This window comes from Pseudomonas quasicaspiana (assembly GCF_021147825.1).
Lineage (GTDB): Bacteria > Pseudomonadota > Gammaproteobacteria > Pseudomonadales > Pseudomonadaceae > Aquipseudomonas > Aquipseudomonas quasicaspiana.
In genome coordinates this window covers 66,175-83,664 of sequence record NZ_JAGTPI010000013.1, presented here as the reverse complement: position 1 = coordinate 83,664, position 17,490 = coordinate 66,175, and the positions used below count along the sequence as shown (strand labels likewise).

General features: G+C 57.3%; 19 protein-coding genes. 1 reads left to right on the top strand and 18 read right to left on the bottom strand.

Annotation, left to right across the window (positions count from 1 at the left end; all coding sequences use genetic code 11):
• Nucleotides 1-24 precede the first annotated feature (24 nt).
• From KDX30_RS10910 to KDX30_RS10825, 18 genes are all read right to left on the bottom strand, one after another.
• Nucleotides 25-2,886: a FimV/HubP family polar landmark protein gene (locus KDX30_RS10910; RefSeq protein ID WP_231675732.1), complete on the bottom strand. Its 2,862-nt coding sequence runs from the start codon at nucleotides 2,884-2,886 to the stop codon at nucleotides 25-27.
• A 115-nt stretch (nucleotides 2,887-3,001) separates the two neighbouring features.
• Complete coding sequence (locus tag KDX30_RS10905) at nucleotides 3,002-4,012, bottom strand: aspartate-semialdehyde dehydrogenase (RefSeq protein ID WP_099269628.1); 1,011 nt, start codon at nucleotides 4,010-4,012, stop codon at nucleotides 3,002-3,004.
• A 79-nt stretch (nucleotides 4,013-4,091) separates the two neighbouring features.
• A complete protein-coding gene (locus KDX30_RS10900) occupies nucleotides 4,092-4,652 on the bottom strand; it encodes a DUF1285 domain-containing protein (RefSeq protein WP_122398131.1) in 561 nt (186 codons plus the stop codon).
• A gap of 9 nt (nucleotides 4,653-4,661) precedes the next feature.
• On the bottom strand, nucleotides 4,662-5,267 hold the full coding sequence (locus KDX30_RS10895) for a DUF4823 domain-containing protein (protein ID WP_027901092.1): 606 nt from the start codon (nucleotides 5,265-5,267) through the stop codon (nucleotides 4,662-4,664).
• Between the two features lie 140 nt (nucleotides 5,268-5,407).
• Nucleotides 5,408-6,070, bottom strand: coding sequence for a TetR/AcrR family transcriptional regulator (locus tag KDX30_RS10890; protein WP_122398130.1), 663 nt, complete (start codon nucleotides 6,068-6,070; stop codon nucleotides 5,408-5,410).
• Nucleotides 6,071-6,576: 506 nt separating this feature from the next.
• Nucleotides 6,577-7,362 carry a TatD family hydrolase gene (locus KDX30_RS10885; protein WP_027901090.1) on the bottom strand — a complete coding sequence of 262 codons (786 nt, stop codon included), beginning with the start codon at nucleotides 7,360-7,362 and terminating at the stop codon, nucleotides 6,577-6,579.
• A 12-nt stretch (nucleotides 7,363-7,374) separates the two neighbouring features.
• Nucleotides 7,375-7,731 carry a PilZ domain-containing protein gene (locus KDX30_RS10880; RefSeq protein WP_027901089.1) on the bottom strand — a complete coding sequence of 119 codons (357 nt, stop codon included), beginning with the start codon at nucleotides 7,729-7,731 and terminating at the stop codon, nucleotides 7,375-7,377.
• 64 nt (nucleotides 7,732-7,795) lie between these two features.
• A complete protein-coding gene (locus tag KDX30_RS10875; RefSeq protein ID WP_231675731.1) occupies nucleotides 7,796-8,782 on the bottom strand; it encodes a DNA polymerase III subunit delta' in 987 nt (328 codons plus the stop codon).
• Nucleotides 8,775-9,407 carry a dTMP kinase gene (gene tmk, locus KDX30_RS10870; protein WP_231675730.1) on the bottom strand — a complete coding sequence of 211 codons (633 nt, stop codon included), beginning with the start codon at nucleotides 9,405-9,407 and terminating at the stop codon, nucleotides 8,775-8,777. The genes KDX30_RS10875 and tmk overlap by 8 nt, the downstream gene beginning before the upstream one ends.
• A 19-nt stretch (nucleotides 9,408-9,426) precedes the next feature.
• Nucleotides 9,427-10,584: an endolytic transglycosylase MltG gene (gene mltG / locus KDX30_RS10865; protein WP_231675729.1), complete on the bottom strand. Its 1,158-nt coding sequence runs from the start codon at nucleotides 10,582-10,584 to the stop codon at nucleotides 9,427-9,429.
• On the bottom strand, nucleotides 10,584-11,402 hold the full coding sequence (pabC, locus tag KDX30_RS10860) for an aminodeoxychorismate lyase (RefSeq protein ID WP_231675728.1): 819 nt from the start codon (nucleotides 11,400-11,402) through the stop codon (nucleotides 10,584-10,586). Before pabC ends, mltG begins: the two co-directional genes overlap by 1 nt.
• Nucleotides 11,402-12,646 carry a beta-ketoacyl-ACP synthase II gene (fabF, locus tag KDX30_RS10855; RefSeq protein WP_231672651.1) on the bottom strand — a complete coding sequence of 415 codons (1,245 nt, stop codon included), beginning with the start codon at nucleotides 12,644-12,646 and terminating at the stop codon, nucleotides 11,402-11,404. The genes pabC and fabF overlap by 1 nt, the downstream gene beginning before the upstream one ends.
• Before the next feature lie 109 nt (nucleotides 12,647-12,755).
• Nucleotides 12,756-12,992, bottom strand: coding sequence for an acyl carrier protein (gene acpP, locus KDX30_RS10850; protein ID WP_087265500.1), 237 nt, complete (start codon nucleotides 12,990-12,992; stop codon nucleotides 12,756-12,758).
• A gap of 186 nt (nucleotides 12,993-13,178) precedes the next feature.
• Nucleotides 13,179-13,919 carry a 3-oxoacyl-ACP reductase FabG gene (gene fabG, locus KDX30_RS10845; RefSeq protein ID WP_027901082.1) on the bottom strand — a complete coding sequence of 247 codons (741 nt, stop codon included), beginning with the start codon at nucleotides 13,917-13,919 and terminating at the stop codon, nucleotides 13,179-13,181.
• A 14-nt stretch (nucleotides 13,920-13,933) separates the two neighbouring features.
• Entirely contained in the window at nucleotides 13,934-14,872 is a 939-nt protein-coding gene (fabD, locus tag KDX30_RS10840) for an ACP S-malonyltransferase (RefSeq protein WP_231675727.1), read from the bottom strand.
• 157 nt (nucleotides 14,873-15,029) lie between these two features.
• Nucleotides 15,030-16,037, bottom strand: coding sequence for a phosphate acyltransferase PlsX (plsX, locus tag KDX30_RS10835; protein ID WP_231675726.1), 1,008 nt, complete (start codon nucleotides 16,035-16,037; stop codon nucleotides 15,030-15,032).
• Nucleotides 16,038-16,041: 4 nt separating this feature from the next.
• On the bottom strand, nucleotides 16,042-16,224 hold the full coding sequence (gene rpmF / locus KDX30_RS10830) for a 50S ribosomal protein L32 (RefSeq protein WP_002552688.1): 183 nt from the start codon (nucleotides 16,222-16,224) through the stop codon (nucleotides 16,042-16,044).
• 13 nt (nucleotides 16,225-16,237) lie between these two features.
• The gene (locus KDX30_RS10825; RefSeq protein ID WP_027901079.1) at nucleotides 16,238-16,765 is read right to left on the bottom strand and encodes a YceD family protein; all 528 of its coding nucleotides are present in this window, start codon (nucleotides 16,763-16,765) and stop codon (nucleotides 16,238-16,240) included.
• Nucleotides 16,766-16,870: 105 nt separating this feature from the next.
• Between KDX30_RS10825 and KDX30_RS10820 the strand changes: the two genes are divergently transcribed.
• Entirely contained in the window at nucleotides 16,871-17,449 is a 579-nt protein-coding gene (locus KDX30_RS10820) for a Maf family protein (protein ID WP_231675725.1), read from the top strand.
• The last annotated feature ends 41 nt before the right edge of the window (nucleotides 17,450-17,490 follow it).

Genomic DNA, 17,490 nt, shown 5'->3' with positions numbered 1-17,490 from the left:
CCGTTGCAACACAGCGGTAACGAATCAGACCAGACGAGAGAGCATGTCCCGCGCTTCGGTTTTCTGACCGTCATTACCCTCGGACACCACTTCATCGAGGATATCGCGAGCGCCGTCGCTGTCACCCATTTCGATGTAGGCGCGTGCCAGATCGAGCTTGGTGGCGGCTTCGTCGGTGCCGGACAGGAAATCGAACTCTGGCTCGTCATCCATCGACGCCATGTCATCAGCGGTGAAGCTAGGCGTCTCGAAAGGCTCTGCCATCGGCGGGTGCTCAAGATTCTGCGACAAACGCTCCAGTTCGGCGTTGACGTCCTCAATCTCGGAAGCGAATGCCTGGGCGGCAGGATCAGACTCGATTTCGTCAGACAGCGACAGGTCGAAGTCATCCGGCAAGTCCAGATCGTGCTCCAGTTCAGGCTCAGGTTCGACTGCCACTACAGGAGCAGGCTCACCCAGGTCCAACGGCTCTTCGTCGAGGCTGAGCAAGAAATCATCTTCCGTGGTCAGCCCGGGTTCGTCTTCCGCCAGATCCAGATCGAAATCGTCCAGGTCGTCAGGCGTGCTGACCACGGGCGCTTCAGTCTGCTGCTTCAGGAGCGACTCAAAGCTCGGCTCCTGCGGCTCAGGCTCAGGCGCAGGTGTTGGTGCATCCAGCTCGAAATCGCTCACCTCTGCCGGCGCGGTCAGATCGACCACGTGCTCCGGCGAAGCCTGTTCCAGATCGTCCAGGCTCAGATCGAAATCCTGCTCGAAGTCATCAACCTCAGCAGCCGGAACTTCAGCTTCAGGGACTGACGCTGCGACGACTGGCTCAGGTTCCAGTTCCGGCTCTGAAGCCAGCTCTGGCTCTGGCTGTACTTCAGCGACAGGCGGCTGCGGTTCTTCTTCGTCGAGCAGCAGCTCCTCAACGTATTTCGCATCCAGTTCGGCGGCCACTGCTGCAGCCGTCGCTGTTGCCGCCGCAGCCACAACAGCTGCGGTAACCATGGTCGGGTAACGACTCTTTAGCTGCTCGACCTCAGCTTCATGCTTTCCCCGTGCCACCACTTTGCGCTCGTGCGCGGCGAAGGCCTTGGTGTTGCCCTGCTCGGCGTAGATTTCCATCAGCTTGAGACGGATATCATCACGAGCAGGATCTTCTTTAACAGCCTCTTCCAGAAGTTCGACCGCCTGATTCATACGGCCGTAAGCGATATGGATTTCAGCCTGAACCAGCGGATCAGCCGGACGCTCTTTCGGACCGCCAGCAGCAGGCGGTGGCGTCATTGCCACGTTAGGCGAAGCAACGCCCAACCCTTCGAAACTGGCTTGCGGCACGTCCATATCCATGTCGGACACAAAGTCAGACTCTTCAGCCAGAGCACGCGCCATGCGCTTATGCTTCTCGGCCTCGGCCTTGGCATTGCGACGACGGGCCAGGAACAGCATCAACAGAAGCAGGAACAGCACTACAGCGCCGCCGATGATGCCAAGCACAATCGGATTATTGAGCAACTGTTTGAAGGCGTTATCCGCGTCGGACTCCGGCGCGACTACCGGCTCAACGGCCAACGGCTGATCTGCACCAGGCGCGATGACCTGAGCGGCACCAGCCGGTAGCGCATCTTCCGGGGCAATCTCACCTGGCGGTTTGGCAGCAGCCTCAGGCGTACCCGGCGCGCCAACCACTGTGGCGGGCATGGCCGAGTCAGCAGGTTTTGCGGCCGCTGCGGCATCAGGCGTCGCACCCGGCGTCGCAGGCGGAACTACGCCTCCGGCAGCCTGCATCTTGGCCAATTGATCGCTTTTCAGCTGAATCAGACGCTGCATCTTGTCCAGTTGGCTTTGCAGGTCGTTCATGCGGCTCTTGAGCTCCGCGTTATCACGACGTGCGGTGTCCAGATTTTCCTGAGCCACGGCCAACTTGTTGCTTAATTCTTTTTCGCCTGCAGAGCCTTTGCCCGCAGTATTTGAACCTGCAGATACCAGACTCAGGTTATCGCCCGCTTCTACCCGGGAAGGTGCCTCACCGGCACGATCGCGACGGGTTGCATCAACCTGACGCGTGCCGGAAGGCGTTCTACGCCCCTGACGCCACGCCTGATTCTGCGCAGCCACTTCGGTGATTGCTTGAGGCTGAGGCAAGGTCGTTGACTGCGAAGGCGTCGGCAAACGCAATACCTGACCTTTTTTAAGTCGGTTGATATTGCCGCCAATGAATGCGTCCGGGTTCAGCGCCTGAATCGCCAGCATCGTCTGTTGCACGGTGCCGCCATTGCGATTTTTCTCGGCAATTTCCCACAACGTGTCGTTATTGCTGGTGGTGTACGAGGCCTGCCTGGCACTGCTGTCCGCGACTGGTGCTGGTGCGGGCGGCGTCTCGGCGGCTGGCGTTGGCGCCGGGGCAGCCGGTTGCTCGGCAGCCGGTGCCGTAGAAGGCAACTGGGTCGCAGCAGCTGGAGCTGGCGCGGCCGCTGCAGCAGCGGCTGCCGCTTCCGGGGAATATTTAGGCGGATCAAGCAGCAGGCTGTACTCGCGCAGCAAGCGGCCGTTTGGCCACAACACTTGAACGAGGAATTTCACAAAGGGTTCGCGTACCGGCCTGCTAGAGGTAATACGCAAGACACTCTTGCCACTGGCGTTGATCACCGGGGTAAACGTAAGGTCGTTGAGAAACGCCTGCCGAGTGACACCGGCCTGAGCGAAATCGGCGGTGGTTGCCAGACTTGGCACCACTTGCGAGGCGTTCAGCCCCTGCGCTTCCGTCAGTTCGATTTCGGCTACCAACGGCTGGTTCAGGGTCGACTTGACCGACAATTCCCCAAGCCCCAGCGCATGCGCCATTCCAGATGACAGCGCGGAAGCCGCAGCAATTGCTAAAACCAGTTTGCGAACCTGAACCATAGCCCATCCCTTGTTAAAAAATTCCTCGGCATCCGAGAGGCAAAAAGTACTCATCTCAGGAGCTTGGAGGACACGCCTGGCTAGAATGATTCTTCAAATTGCCGCCAAGTATCTTTTACACATAGTCTTTTATCAACAATTCAGCGAGCTGCACAGCGTTGAGAGCTGCACCTTTGCGTACATTGTCCGACGTGACCCACAGATTTAACTCACAAGGATCATCGATCCCACTCCGGACGCGTCCTACATAAACAACGTCCTGCCCTACAGCATCGCCGACCGCAGTCGGGTAATCACCAGCTTCGACCAACTCGATTCCAGCCGCAGACTCCAGTGCCTTGTTGACCGCTCCGAGATTCACTGGTGCCGCCGTCACTAACGAAACCGTGAAGCTGTCGCCAAAAAACAACGGTGCCTGCACGGTTGCCGCAGAAACCTTCAGTAAAGGCAGAGCCAGCAACTCTCGCAACTCCGCGACCAGACGTTTTTCCAGCGGTACATGCCCTTCTGCATCTGGCGTACCCACTTGGGCCAGCAGGTTAAAGGCCATTTGCCGATCAAAAAAGCGCGGCTCCAGCGGACGAACATTGAGTAACTCTGTCGTCTGACGCGCCAGTTCAGCGACGCCTTCACGCCCTTGGCTCGATACCGCCAGACAAGCCGTGACGCTGATTCGCTGAATGTCCAGCACCGCCAGCAAAGGTGCCAGTGTCAGCGCCAACGCTGCACCGGAAGAACTTGGGCTGCCCACCTGAAACGGTTTGCCGTACGACTCGATCAAAGCGCCATTGATTTCGGGAACGACGTTCGGTGCTTCCTCCGGGGACAACCCACCGGACAGATCAATGACCGAACACCCGGCAGCGGTCGCACGGGCAGCATAGCTGCGGGTAATCGCCGGACCCGCTGCAAAGAACGCAACCTGCGCCTTGCTGAAATCGAACTCGTCGACTTCGCGCACGCGCACATTTTTGCCCCTGAACGGCACGGAATGACCTGCCGACTCGATACTGGCCAGCAGATGCAACTGCGCAACCGGGAAGTTACGCTCTTCGAGAATCTGGACGATGGTTTCGCCGACAGTACCGGTGGCGCCGATAACGGCAATATCAAAGGACTGATTCATGCAAAAACCTCAGGTAAAACGGGGAGCGGCACTTTAACCGCCGAGTACAAAGCAAGCAATTGAGCGGCAACTTATTGATTCAAGGCTCAAGGCCTATGGGAAAGAACTCTCCGTGACTCCAGACGCCCAGCCAGCGCTGACCATCAATGTCGCGGGAAACGGCCAGCTCCACCAACTGGTAGAACACGTTGCGATGAATCAGTGCTTCAAGGTTGGCCCGCACATGAATGTAGGGGGCCGGCTCTTCAGTCTGGGGATCGACTATCACGCGTAACGGGTGATCCGGGCCTGCTTCGGTATCATCCTCGACATTGGTCGAGAAGCGCAAAGTCTGCTGCTCGCCTTCGCCCTCCACCACCAGACTGACCGCCACGAACGGTGCGTCATCGACGCGAATCCGGACCTTCTCCACGGGAGTAATCAGGAAGTAATCGTCGCCATCGCGACGCATGATCGTGGAAAACAACCGAACCATGGGTTTGCGACCAATTGGCGTACCCAGGTAGAACCAGGTGCCATCCCGCGCGATACGCATGTCGATATCGCCGCAGAAATCCGGATTCCACAGGTGAACGGGTGGTAATCCTTTGCTCTTGGGGATCTGCGCGAACAGATCATTGGCCTTGCCCGGACCGGTCATTTTTTCTCCTTAGCGACTCAGACCCAACAGGCTGCGAGCATATTCCTCAAGCGGCGGGCCGAGCAGGTCTTCTGGTTTATTGTCGTAGAACGTCAGCAATCCGCCACGAATACGAATACGGGCGGTGTCGATCAGGTAGCGGGTGCTGGTTTCGATCAACATCAACTGGATCACACCGTTATCAATACCGAGCCGATCCAGCGCTTCCTGGTCGGACCATTCATCCGTATTGCCGATCCGGTCGTCAGCCTTGGCAAATCGAGTGTAGAGCAAGTAATGCGCGCCGAAACCACGGGCTTCGGTCATTGCCTCATCCAGCCCCAATGGGGTACGTGCGCGACGAACCATCGGGAAATATTCAACGAAGCCGTTGAAGGCTTCTTCAGCCACTACGTTCTGCTTGGGATGGGGACTGGAATTAGGCGGTACGAACGCGCCTTGAGCGATATAGATGAACGAGTCAGCCTGTATGCGCCAATTGCCGATACGACGGGTTTCGCCGTGGTCGAGAATCCCGGCATCACTCAGTTGATCCTTGGTGCCCTGGGCCAGATCGCTGACACTCATGCAACCACTCAACGCCAACAGCGCCAGTAACAGAACCAGGCTACGCATTATTCCCCTCCCAAATGCCGGTGACGGAAAACCGGCGAATGGTCGTCGGATGCAGCTTCCGAGCCAGAGCGCGCCTGGAAGCTGAATAATGCGGGTTTTAATGTGTAGCGTGCCTGAAACAGAGCCTTGGAGCAGCCCGGTTACTGATCTGGGGAATCTACCTTGGGATCGGCCATGACATCTGTATCGCGCTTGCGCTTGTTGCCCATGCGCACGCCGATATCCATCAGAAATTGAAAAAAGCCTTCCTGATCTTCAAGCACATTGCTCCAGAACGGCGAGTGGTAGAGCGCAACGGCGCCATGCACCAAAGCCCAGGCAGCGCAGTAGTGGAAATACGGCGGGACGTCTTCGAGCTTGCCTTCGTTGATCCGCCCTTTGATCAGCAGCGTCAGGTGTTCGAAGTTCGAGGCGCGGATCTTGTGCAGCTCATCGACCAGTTCTGGCACCTGATTGCCTTTGACGACCTTCTCTTCCAGACGATCAAACAGGCGATAACGCTGTGGATCACGCATGCGGAATTCGAAGTAGGCGCGGGAAAGTGACTCCTTGTCCTTTTCCAGATCCGCTGAATGCAGTAACTCGTTCAGATCACGCTCGTAGTCGAGCATCAGGCGCAAATAGATTTCCGCCTTGGATTTGAAGTGCTTGTAGATGGTGCCTTTGCCAATACCGACGGCGTCCGCAATCATCTCGACAGTAACGCTGTCTTCGCCTTCATCGAGAAATAACTTAAGCGCCGTGTCGAGGATTTCCTGCTCACGGCGGCGAAACTCACGGACCTTACGAGGTTCTTTTTGCATATTAAGAAGGTCTGCACGGCTCAAAATCGAAGCTCTGCATTATGCCTAACCCGCGCGAAATTGCACGGATCATCCGACCATGGTGCGTTAAATGCGTGAAGTGCAGGTTTTGACGGGAGAGTGTCGGACAATCCGGGAACTCACTTCTGGGAAAGAATGGTGTTGGTCTCATCGCGAGCAAGCTCGGCTCCCACATGAAAACCACACTCCCCCTGTTGGAGCGAGGCAATGCGATCTCGGTCCCAGGCAGCATTCCAGAGGTGTGGCCGTAAATCATAGATAAAACGGACTCAACAACCGCCCCGCTATTCCAAATCTGTTTAAAAAACGTACAGAAGCGACTGGACGCCGGGCGAGCATGACCAATACTTAGTACGTTGGCGCGACATCTCCCCCAAGTGACGCGCCAATAAAGGTGCAGATGGATAGCGCACCTTTGTTTTACTCCTAATGGTCTTAACCCGGATTCACCCCCCAGAACCCGGGTTTTTTTTGCCTGCGATTCGTCAAGCCTTCAGATGCGCCAAGGGGAACAGTCGGGCAAAGTTGGCAGTCGTCATTTCCGCAAACTGCTCGTAAGACTCACCGCGCAACATGGCCAGAAATTCGGCCACTTCACGCACGTACTGAGGCAGGTTGGGTTTGCCCCGGTATGGGATTGGCGCGAGGTAAGGCGAGTCCGTTTCTACCAACAACCGGTCCGCTGGTACCTGACGCGCCACGTCACGCAACGCATCGGCGTTGCGGAAGGTGACGATGCCAGACAGGGATATGTAAAAACCAAGATCCAGCGCCGCCTTGGCCATGTCCCAGTCTTCGGTGAAACAGTGCAGCACCCCGCCCTGGGGCAATGCAGCCTCGCGCAGCAGGCTCAAGGTGTCGGCCCGCGCACCGCGAGTGTGAACGATGACCGGCTTGCCGGTGATGTTCGCGGCTTGCAGATGCAGTCGAAACGACGCCTGCTGCAACTCCGCCGCTTCGGGCTCGTAATGGTAGTCCAGACCCGTTTCGCCAATCGCCACCACCCGTGGGTGATCCAGCTCTTTGAGCAGCCAGTCCAGCGCTGGCGTTTCGCCTGGTGTCAGGTCAAGTGGATGGATACCCACTGAGCAATCAACATCATCGTATTGCTCGGCAAGCGCCTTCACTGCTCCGGCGTTTTCGGCGCTGACGCCGATGCACAGAAAGTGTCCGACACCCCGGCCACGTGCAGCCTCAAGGGCAGCATCCAGGGATCCGGAATGCTCGGCAAGGTCCAGGCGGTCAAGGTGGCAATGGGAATCTACAAGCATGGAAATAGGCAACTACATCGTGTGAGTGGGACGGTCGGACTTCAAAGCACCGGCCAGATAGGTTTCGATCATGGTACGGGCGGTCGTGTCACCATCATTGAATTGCACGCCGACGCCAGCCGCGCGATTACCTTGCGCGCCCTTGGGGGTGATCCAGGCGACTTTGCCCGCCACCGGAATTTTTTCCGGTTCATCCATCAGGTTCAACAGCATGAACACCTCATCCCCGAGCTTGTAGCTTTTACTGGTGGGGATGAACAGCCCGCCATTTCTGATAAAGGGCATGTAGGCCGCGTACAGAACGGACTTGTCCTTGATAGTCAGAGACAAAATGCCATTTCGTGGACCGGAACTCGGCGGCAGGCTCATGCCAACTCCTATCAAAAAACATAACCAACTGAATTTAAATGCATTTCCGTCCAACGACTAAACGCTAGCGCTGGCTGATCAGCCCCGACCATTGAACCAGCAAGGCCTCAAGCAGTAATACCCTGTTCAGGTTGGCCTTGGACATGACTTTCTGACGCTGGGCCAGAATCCAGTCCTGAATCTCGAGCACCTTGCCCTGCGCGGACTTCTGCGCCAGATACTGCACTACTTTGCGCATATCCTCCAAACCCAGGCCTTGTTCATCCCCGGTCAGTTGGTATCGCAAAACCAGGTGCGACCAATCGCAAAACCAGTCAAACAACAGCAACAGCGGGATATCTTTCCAGCCTTCAGCCAGTTGGGTCGGCGATTGTTGCTGCTTGAGTAGCTTCTTTACGCCATCCACCACCTGAGCACGCTGCTCGCGCACGCCCTGAGTCTGAAGGCTGACAGCAGCAAGGGGAGAACCAGCGGCGAGGGTCAGCAACTCGCGCCGCTCCTCCTCGCTGCTCTCCGGCAATGCCTTGGCAAGCCATGTGAGACTCATCTCTTCACTGGGCAGCGGGCAGGCTTGTTGCACGCAACGGCTTTTGACCGTTGGCAACAATCGGCTGGGCTGATGACTGACCAGCAGCAAAACGGTGTTGCCCGACGGCTCTTCAAGGCTTTTCAACAAAGCGTTGGCGGCGTTGATATTCATCGACTCGACGGGCTCGATCAATACCACTTTGCGGCCACCCATTTGTGCCGTCTGCACCACAAAACTCACCAGATCGCGGACCTGATCGACCTTGATCGCCTTATCCGCCTCTTCCGGCTCCAGCACGTAATTGTCCGGGTGACTTCCCGCCGCCAGCAACAGACAGGACTTGCACTGGCCGCACGCTTCAAGGCCTTCCGGTCGCTGGCACAGCAGGCTGCCCATCAACCGCTCAGCCAGTGCTCGCTTGCCAATACCAATCGGCCCATGCAGCAAATAAGCGTGGGCGTGTTGAGCACGACCCGCCAATTGCTGCCAGAGCTGCTCCTGCCAGGGATAAGCTTCAGCCACGGTGCAGACTCAACAGCTCAGGCAACAATGCGTCGAGAGAGCGCTGCACGTCAGGCAGGGATTGCGCCGCATCCACAAGACGATAACGTCCTGGCTCGGCTTTGGCGCGATTCAGATACGTACTGCGCACCGCGTCGAAAAAGGTCCGGCCTTCCTGCTCGAAACGATCCAGCCGCCCCCGCGCAGTGGCCCGCGCCAGACCCACCTCTACCGGCAAATCAAACACCACAGTCAGGTCCGGGCGCAAATCGCCTTGTACGAAATTCTCCAGCGCAGTGATCCGCTCATGGGACAAGCCACGACCACCACCTTGATAAGCGTAAGTTGCATCCGTGAAGCGATCACACAGGACCACTGCGCCACGCGCCAGTGCTGGACGAATGACTTCAGCCAGGTGTTGCGCACGGGCAGCAAACACCAGCAGCAACTCGGTATCGGCATGCATGGCTTCGTCGCTGGGTGCCAGCAACAGTTCACGAATGCGTTCAGCCAGCGGCGTACCGCCCGGCTCACGAGTCAGCAATACGTCGATGCCTTCAGCGCGCAGTTGCGCTGCAAGGTATTCACGGTTGGTGCTTTTACCGGCACCTTCCGGGCCCTCGAGGGTGATAAACAGGCCGGTCACAGGGTGTACTCAATAAAATTCATTGTGATTTTTGCTCGCTCGGCGCGGTGTCTTGTTCTGCTTTCGCTTCATCAGTCGCCGCCGGATTGGGCTCGACCGCCGGGACGGGCTCAGCAGGAGTCGCCGGGACTACTGGAACTGCGGCCGGGGCCGGACTCGATCGGTAGTCAGCACGACGCTTGAGCTGAAACTCGCGGACCGCGGCGTTATGCGCGTCCAGGTCATCGGAAAATACGTGACTGCCATCGCCCCGGGCGACGAAATACAGACTGCGCCCCGGCACCGGGTTGAGAGCAGCATGAATCGCTTCACGGCCGACCAAAGAAATGGGCGTAGGTGGCAAACCGGAGATGACGTAGGTGTTGTAAGGCGTAGGCTCTTTCAGGTGAGCGCGGGTCAACTTGCCGTTGTAGCGCTCGCCCAGACCATAGATGACTGTCGGGTCCGTCTGCAGCAACATGCCCAGGGCCAGTCTGCGAACAAAAACGCCGGCGATCTGGCCACGCTCCTGCGGGACGCCAGTCTCTTTTTCAACCAGGGACGCCATGATCAGCGCTTGATAAGCATCGGTATACGGCACATCTGCTGCACGCTTGGCCCACTCCTCTTCCAACACGTCGTCGAGACGCTTGTAGGCCTGTTTGAGAATTTCAGCGTCGGTCATGCCGCGGACGTAGCGGTAAGTGTCAGGGAAGAACCGGCCCTCGGGAAAAACATCCGGATGACCGATTTTAGTCATCAGCTCAGCGTCGCTGAGATTAACCAGTGTTTGCTCAAGCTTGGGCTGCTTGCCGAGTGCTGCACGCACCTGACGGAAATTCCAGCCCTCGACCAGCGTCAGGCTGTATTGGACGACTTCACCGCGCTGCCACAGCCCCAGCAAGGACTGAGCGTTCATACCCGGCGTCATGCGGTATTCGCCGCTGTGCAGGGCTTCACTCGAGAGGTTGAAGCGCCAGTACAGCCTTAGCCAGAATGCGTCTTTGATCACACCGTCGGTTTGCAGACGATTGAGCAGACCACCCGGCGTCGAACCGGCAGGAACGTCGAGCATCTGTTCCTGGGTGACGTTCAAGGGTTGATGCAGGGCCTCTTTCTGCTGCCAGTAGGCATAACCCAGCGCCAAACCTGCCAGGACCAGGCCCGTTTCCAGCAACAGCAAAAATTTTCGAATCACTAAGCGATATCCAGAAGGGCAAGAGCTTTGCGCTGCAGTTTACGGGTGAGCGGTCCAACCGACCAGCTCAGCTGTTCGAAGCCTCGCACCGGCCAGACGCCATAGACACTGTTGCAGACAAATACTTCGTCAGCATGTTCCAGATCAGCCATATGCAGATCACGAACTTCGACGTGAATGCCAAGCTCCGGGGCCTGCTCCAGCAACGCACCGCGCATGACACCCGCGACGCCGCTGCGACTCAGGTCAGCCGTGAGCAACACGTCATCGCGGACCATAAACAGATTGCTGTAAACCCCTTCAATAACACGACCGGAGAGATCACGCATCAGCCCTTCGGCAAACTCGGAGCCCTGCCATTCCGAACGGGCAAGCACTTGTTCGAGACGATTCAAATGCTTCAAACCTGCCAGCAAGGGCTGCTCGGCCAGACGTGTGACGCAGGGGAACAAGTAAATGCCCTGCTCCGCATGAGCAGCGGGATAGGCAGGCAGCGGACTACCTTGAAGAATTCTTACAGGGTGAGAATGGGGATCAGGGGCATAGCCGCGCTGGCTGTCGCCTCGGGCAAGGATCAGCTTCATGACCCCTTCGTCGAGTTGCCGGGCAAAGGCCAGCAGCTCGTCACGAATCAAAACCAGATCAGCAGCAATGCCCAGACGATCACAGCCTCGTTGCAAGCGCTGCATATGCTGATCCAGCAGCGATGGCTGCCCTGCCCTTACCGCGATGGTTTCAAATAGCCCATCGCCATAAGCCAGCCCTCTATTTTTGACAGAAAGCGTGTCGGCTGGACGTCCATCGACCCAGCCTGGCATCACTCGGCGAACCGGCGGAACACCAGTGAGCCGTTGGTTCCACCAAAACCAAAGGAGTTGGAGACCACCACGTCGATGGGCATGCTACGTGCCTCGTGCGGCACGAAGTCCAGATCACAACCTTCACCCGGCTCGTCCAGGTTGATGGTCGGCGGTGCCACCTGACCGTTGATCGCCAGCACACTGAAGATGGCTTCAACAGCACCGGCCGCGCCCAGCAAGTGACCGGTCATGGATTTGGTGGAGCTGACCGCCAGCTTATAGGCGTGATTGCCAAACACACTCTTGATTGCATTGGCTTCGGCAAGGTCGCCCGCCATGGTCGAGGTGCCGTGGGCATTGATGTACTGAACCTGCTCAGGGTTGACCTTGGCGTCGTTCAGCGCATTGCGGATGCAACGGGCAGCACCGGCGCCGTCGTCTGGCGGCGAAGTCATGTGGTATGCATCGCCGCTCATGCCAAAGCCGATCAGCTCGGCATAAATAGTCGCACCACGCGCCTTGGCATGCTCAAGCTCTTCAAGCACCAGCGCACCGGAGCCGTCGGACAGGACAAAACCGTCACGGCCTTTGTCCCAGGGACGGCTGGCGCGGGTTGGATCGTCATTGCGGGTCGACAGCGCGCGGGAAGCACCAAAGCCGCCCATGCCCAGCCCACAGGCCGCCATTTCAGCGCCACCCGCAATCATCACATCGGCTTCGCCGTAGGCAATGTTGCGTGCAGCCATGCCAATGCAATGAGTGCCCGTGGTGCAGGCAGTCGCAATGGCATAGTTAGGTCCCTGTGCGCCCAGATGGATCGACAGGAAACCGGAAATCATGTTGATGATGGAACCCGGCACGAAAAACGGCGAAATACGCCCTGGCCCCTGCTCGTGCAGAGAACGGCTGTTGTTTTCGATATTGGTCAGACCACCGATTCCAGAACCCATGGCAACGCCAATGCGTTCACGGTTTGCATCGGTGACTTCCAGGCCGGAATTACGCACAGCCTGAAAGCTGGCAGCGAGACCGTACTGGATGAATAGATCGAGCCTGCGAGCCTCTTTGGGCGCCAGATACTCTTCGACGTTGAAGCCCTTGATCGAACCGCCAAAGCGGGTCGTGTAAGCCGAAAGGTCTGTGTGTTCGATAAGGTTAATGCCACTGCGACCAGCCAGAATGCCCTGCCAACTGCTCGGCACATCCGTACCCAATGGCGACAGCATACCCATACCGGTGACCACGACGCGTCTACGCGACACAGGACTCTCCTTTTCTTTCATTGACTACACAGGACATCGTTTTAAAGAAAAAACCGCACGCCGGTAAGGCAGTGCGGTTTTCCCATGACCCAGCAACGATTACTAAATGTTACGCCTGGTGGGCAGTAACGTAATCGATAGCAGCTTGAACAGTGGTGATCTTCTCGGCTTCTTCGTCAGGGATTTCGGTCTCGAATTCCTCTTCCAGAGCCATTACCAGCTCAACGGTGTCAAGGGAGTCGGCACCCAGGTCTTCAACGAAAGAAGCAGTGTTAACCACTTCCTCAGATTTGACGCCAAGTTGCTCAGCAACGATTTTCTTGACGCGCTCTTCGATGGTGCTCATACCGTGTTTTAACTCCTAGTAGACAAATTCAGGCAGCTGGCCGATGGGTAAGTGTATAGAAGAGGATTTGCGAATTTCAAGCTTAACGCAATTCCCGATACGCCCATCACCCCTCTGCCCATTAAAAGATTTCAGCTTTATAACGGATTTTAGACAGCCCGTATTACATTTTTTTAAAACGGGCGATCACATATACATGCCGCCGTTAACGGGGATTGTAGCCCCGGTAACGTAGCCTGCACCTTCCGAGGCAAGAAAAGCGACAACATGCGCAATCTCTTCTGCCTGCCCCAGGCGACCCAGAGGAATCTGCGCCGTCAGGGAATCTCGTTGCGTCTGAGGCAGCTCGCGGGTCATATCGGTGTCGATAAAACCAGGAGTTACCGAGTTCACGGTTACCGCACGCGAACCCACTTCACGCGCCAGAGCGCGACTGAAACCTTCCAGACCCGCTTTCGCGGCGGCATAGTTTACTTGGCCTGCGTTGCCCATGGCACCCACAACAGAACCAATACTGATAATTCGACCCCACCGCGCCTTGGTCATGCCACGCAAAACGCCCTTGGACAACCGGAAAAGGCTGTTCAGGTTGGTGTTGACGACATCATTCCACTCGTCGTCTTTCATGCGCATCATCAGGTTGTCACGGGTGATGCCGGCATTATTGACCAGAATCAACGGTGCGCCAACGCGCTCCTGAATCTGCGACAGCACGGAGTCCACGGACTCGGCGCTGCAGACGTCCAGCATCAGGCCAAAACCTTCGATGCCGTTTTCCTTGAACGTCGCGCTGATGCGCTCGGCACCCGACTCGGAAGTCGCTGTCCCGACCACTACAGCACCATTACGACCCAATTCCAGGGCAATGGCTTGACCAATACCACGACTGGCACCAGTCACCAGTGCAACTTTACCTTGCAGGCTCATGCAAGCTCTCCTAATCAGGCCAGTGCCGCGCGGGCGGCGGCGTAGGCGTCTGGGGTATCCAGGTTGTAGGTCGTCACGCCTTCGGCGCAACGCTTGTTCAGGCCGGCAAGCACTTTGCCGGGACCACACTCAACCAGCTGGGTAGCGCCATTTGCAGCCAGCACCTGGATCGACTCGACCCAACGGACCGGCTTGTACAACTGTTGCAGCAAATCGGTTTTCAGCGTGGCGAGATCGGTCACGACACTGGCGCTGACGTTCTGCACCAGTGGAATCTGTGGCGCCTGCCACTCGATCGCTTCAATCGACTCGGCAAAACGCTCGGCCGCTGGACGCATCAGCTCGCAGTGCGACGGAACGCTGACTGGCAATGGCAGCGCGCGCTTGGCACCACGGGCCTTGCACAGCTCCATGGCGCGCTTCACAGCCTCGGCTGAACCGGCGATGACGACCTGACCCGGCGAGTTGAAATTGACCGCGCTGACCACTTCGCCCTGGGCCGCTTCGGCGCAGGCAGCGATGACATCGGCATCGTCCAGACCGAGAATGGCAGCCATGCCGCCCTGACCGGCGGGAACCGCTTCCTGCATCAACTGACCACGACGCTCGACCAGTTTGACCGCATCAGCCAGGCTCAGGCTTTGTGCCGCGACCAGCGCGCTGTATTCACCCAGGCTGTGACCGGCGACAAACGCAGGAACAGCACCGCCCTCAGCCAGCCATACATGCCACAGGGCAATCGACGCAGTGAGAATTGCCGGCTGGGTCTTGTCGGTCTGATTGAGCGACTCGACCGGACCTTCCTGAGTCAGCGCCCAGAGGTCATAACCCAAGGCATCGGAGGCCTGCGCGAAAGTATCGAGGATCAACGGATGGTGCGCGCCTTGATCGGCGAGCATGCCGAGCGATTGCGATCCTTGACCCGGAAAGACGAATGCGAGGGATGCAGACATTAAACAAGCCCCTGATTATGGTCGTCGAAATAAACGCCCGGCCTTCTGGACCGAGCGCGAGAAATTCTAATTACAGTCACTTGCCGGTTTTGATGACCGGCCAGTCAGCAGCGTCACATTCTAGCGGACGCGCACTGCAAACGTCGCTATGGAAAGCCTATAACAGCTCGCCAAGGCGTCCGTGCAAGCGTTGCGGCAGGTTTTCCTGAATCTCGATCAGCGCACGCTGAATCGCACTCTGAAAGCCCTGCACACTGGCAGAACCATGGCTTTTAACCACAATGCCCTGCAACCCGAGAAAGCTAGCCCCATTATGCCGCGCAGGCGCAAGATCAGCCTGGAGACGCTTGAGCAGAGGCATTGCCAGCGCGCCGACCGTCCTCGACAGCAGATTCTGCCTGAACAAGGTTTCAATTCGTGCAGCAATCATGCTCGCCAGCCCTTCGCTGGACTTGAGCACGATATTGCCGACAAAACCGTCACAGACCACCACATCGACCTCGCCGCGATACAACCCGTCACCTTCGACAAAACCTGTGTAGTTCAAGCCAGGCGCAGCCTGCAGCAGACTCGCAGCCAGCTTGACCTGCTGATTACCCTTGATGTCTTCGGTACCGACATTGAGCAGCGCGACTTTTGGCCGCACCACACCTAGCGCTTCTGCCGCCACGGACCCCATCACGGCAAACTGATAAAGGTTTTCTGCACTGCAATCGACATTCGCCCCAAGATCCAGCAACTGACAATAGCCACGCTGGGTAGGAATCGCCGCAACCATGGCCGGGCGATCAATACCTGGCAGGGTTTTCAGGACAAAGCGCGAAAGCGCCATCAATGCACCGGTATTCCCGGCACTGACGCACGCCTGAGCCTGCCCGCTCGCCACCAGATCCAGAGCCACGCGCATCGAAGAGTCAGGCTTGCCACGCAACGCCTGAGACGGCCGTTCATCCATGGTGATCACTTCGCTGGCGTTCACAACGCGCAGACGTGAGCGATCCACACCAGAATGGCGGGCCATGAGTTCTTCAATAAGGGGGGCTTGACCCACAAGGATCAGATGGAGCGAGGGCGTAGCAGACAGGCACGCAAGGCTGGCCTGAACAATGTTGCGGGGACCGAAGTCCCCGCCCATTGCGTCGATCGCGATGATCGGAGCGGACAAGAAATTACTCGTCAGCGCCCTTGTCGATCACTTTACGACCACGGTAAACACCTTCCGGCGAAACGTGGTGACGCAGGTGAATTTCACCAGTGGTCTTTTCTACCGACAGAGTGCTTGCCTCAAGAGCGTCGTGGGAACGACGCATGTCACGGGCAGAGCGGGATTTTTTGTTCTGCTGAACAGCCATAATTGATTAACTCCTAAACGTTTGGGTCACGCTTTAACTGCGCCAATACACTGAACGGGTTGGACCGCGTTACCTCGTCCACGCTCGGTTCGGGCTCATCGAGACCCGCCGGCTGCTGGCATTCTTCCGGATGATGAGCAGGCACAATGGGCAAGGCGAGCAAAAGCTCCTCCTCGATCAATGCCAGCAGATCCAATGGATCTTCGCCCAGTTCCAGCACGTCATAACCTTTCGGTAACGACTGGGTATTCGCACCCTCCTTCACCACAGCGTAACTGCACTCGCTGTGAATCGGCAGGGTGACCAGCTCAAGACAACGCTGGCAAACCATTTTGACTTCGACGTCAATTGCACTGTGGATAACCACGGAGCGACGTTCGTCACGCTCAAAAATGAATTTGGCCTGCACCGAACCGACAGTGTCGGAAAGCGGGTCGCAGAGTCTCTCCAAATCAGCCAGCAGCACTTCACCTTGAAGGGTAGTGCCACGATCAGCCAATTTGCGCGGGTCAACGTGAGGTGGAATCGGGTCATTCAACATAGGCGCAGCATTCTAGGGACGACCCCAAGGCATGTCAAAGGAAATTCAGGCCAATAATCCTGCACGAGACTGATTAGAATCAGTTTTCACTTTTTGGAGAACCGCATGTTGCCTTTGCTTCTTGCTTCCAGCTCACCTTATCGCCGGGAATTGCTCGCCAGACTGCGGCTGCCGTTCGTCTGTGCCTCGCCTGATATCGATGAAAGCCACCTACCCAATGAGGGGCCGATTGAGTTGGTTCGTCGCCTTGCCGAGGAGAAGGCCCGGGCCCTTGCGGCCGCATTTCCTGGCCATTTGATTATTGGTTCGGATCAGGTGGCTGTGCTGGACGGCAGGATTCTTGGCAAGCCTCACACTTTTGAGCGCGCTAGGGAGCAGTTGGGTGCGGCCAGTGGTTCCAGTGTGACGTTTCTGACTGGCCTTGCGTTGTTTAATAGTTCGACAGGTGGCTGCAAGGTTGATCATGTGCCGTTTACGGTGCATATGCGTACGCTGGATCAAGTCAGTATTGAGCGTTATTTGCGTGCGGAGCAGCCGTATGACTGTGCGGGCAGTTTCAAGGCTGAGGGGTTGGGTGTCAGTCTGTTTCGGAGTACTGAGGGCAGTGATGCCACGAGTCTGGTTGGTCTGCCGCTGATTCGGTTGGTGGATATGCTTATAAAGGAAGGTGTGCAGGTGCTCTGATTATTTGTGTAGTGAATGTTGTGTACATATCCGTTACCGCA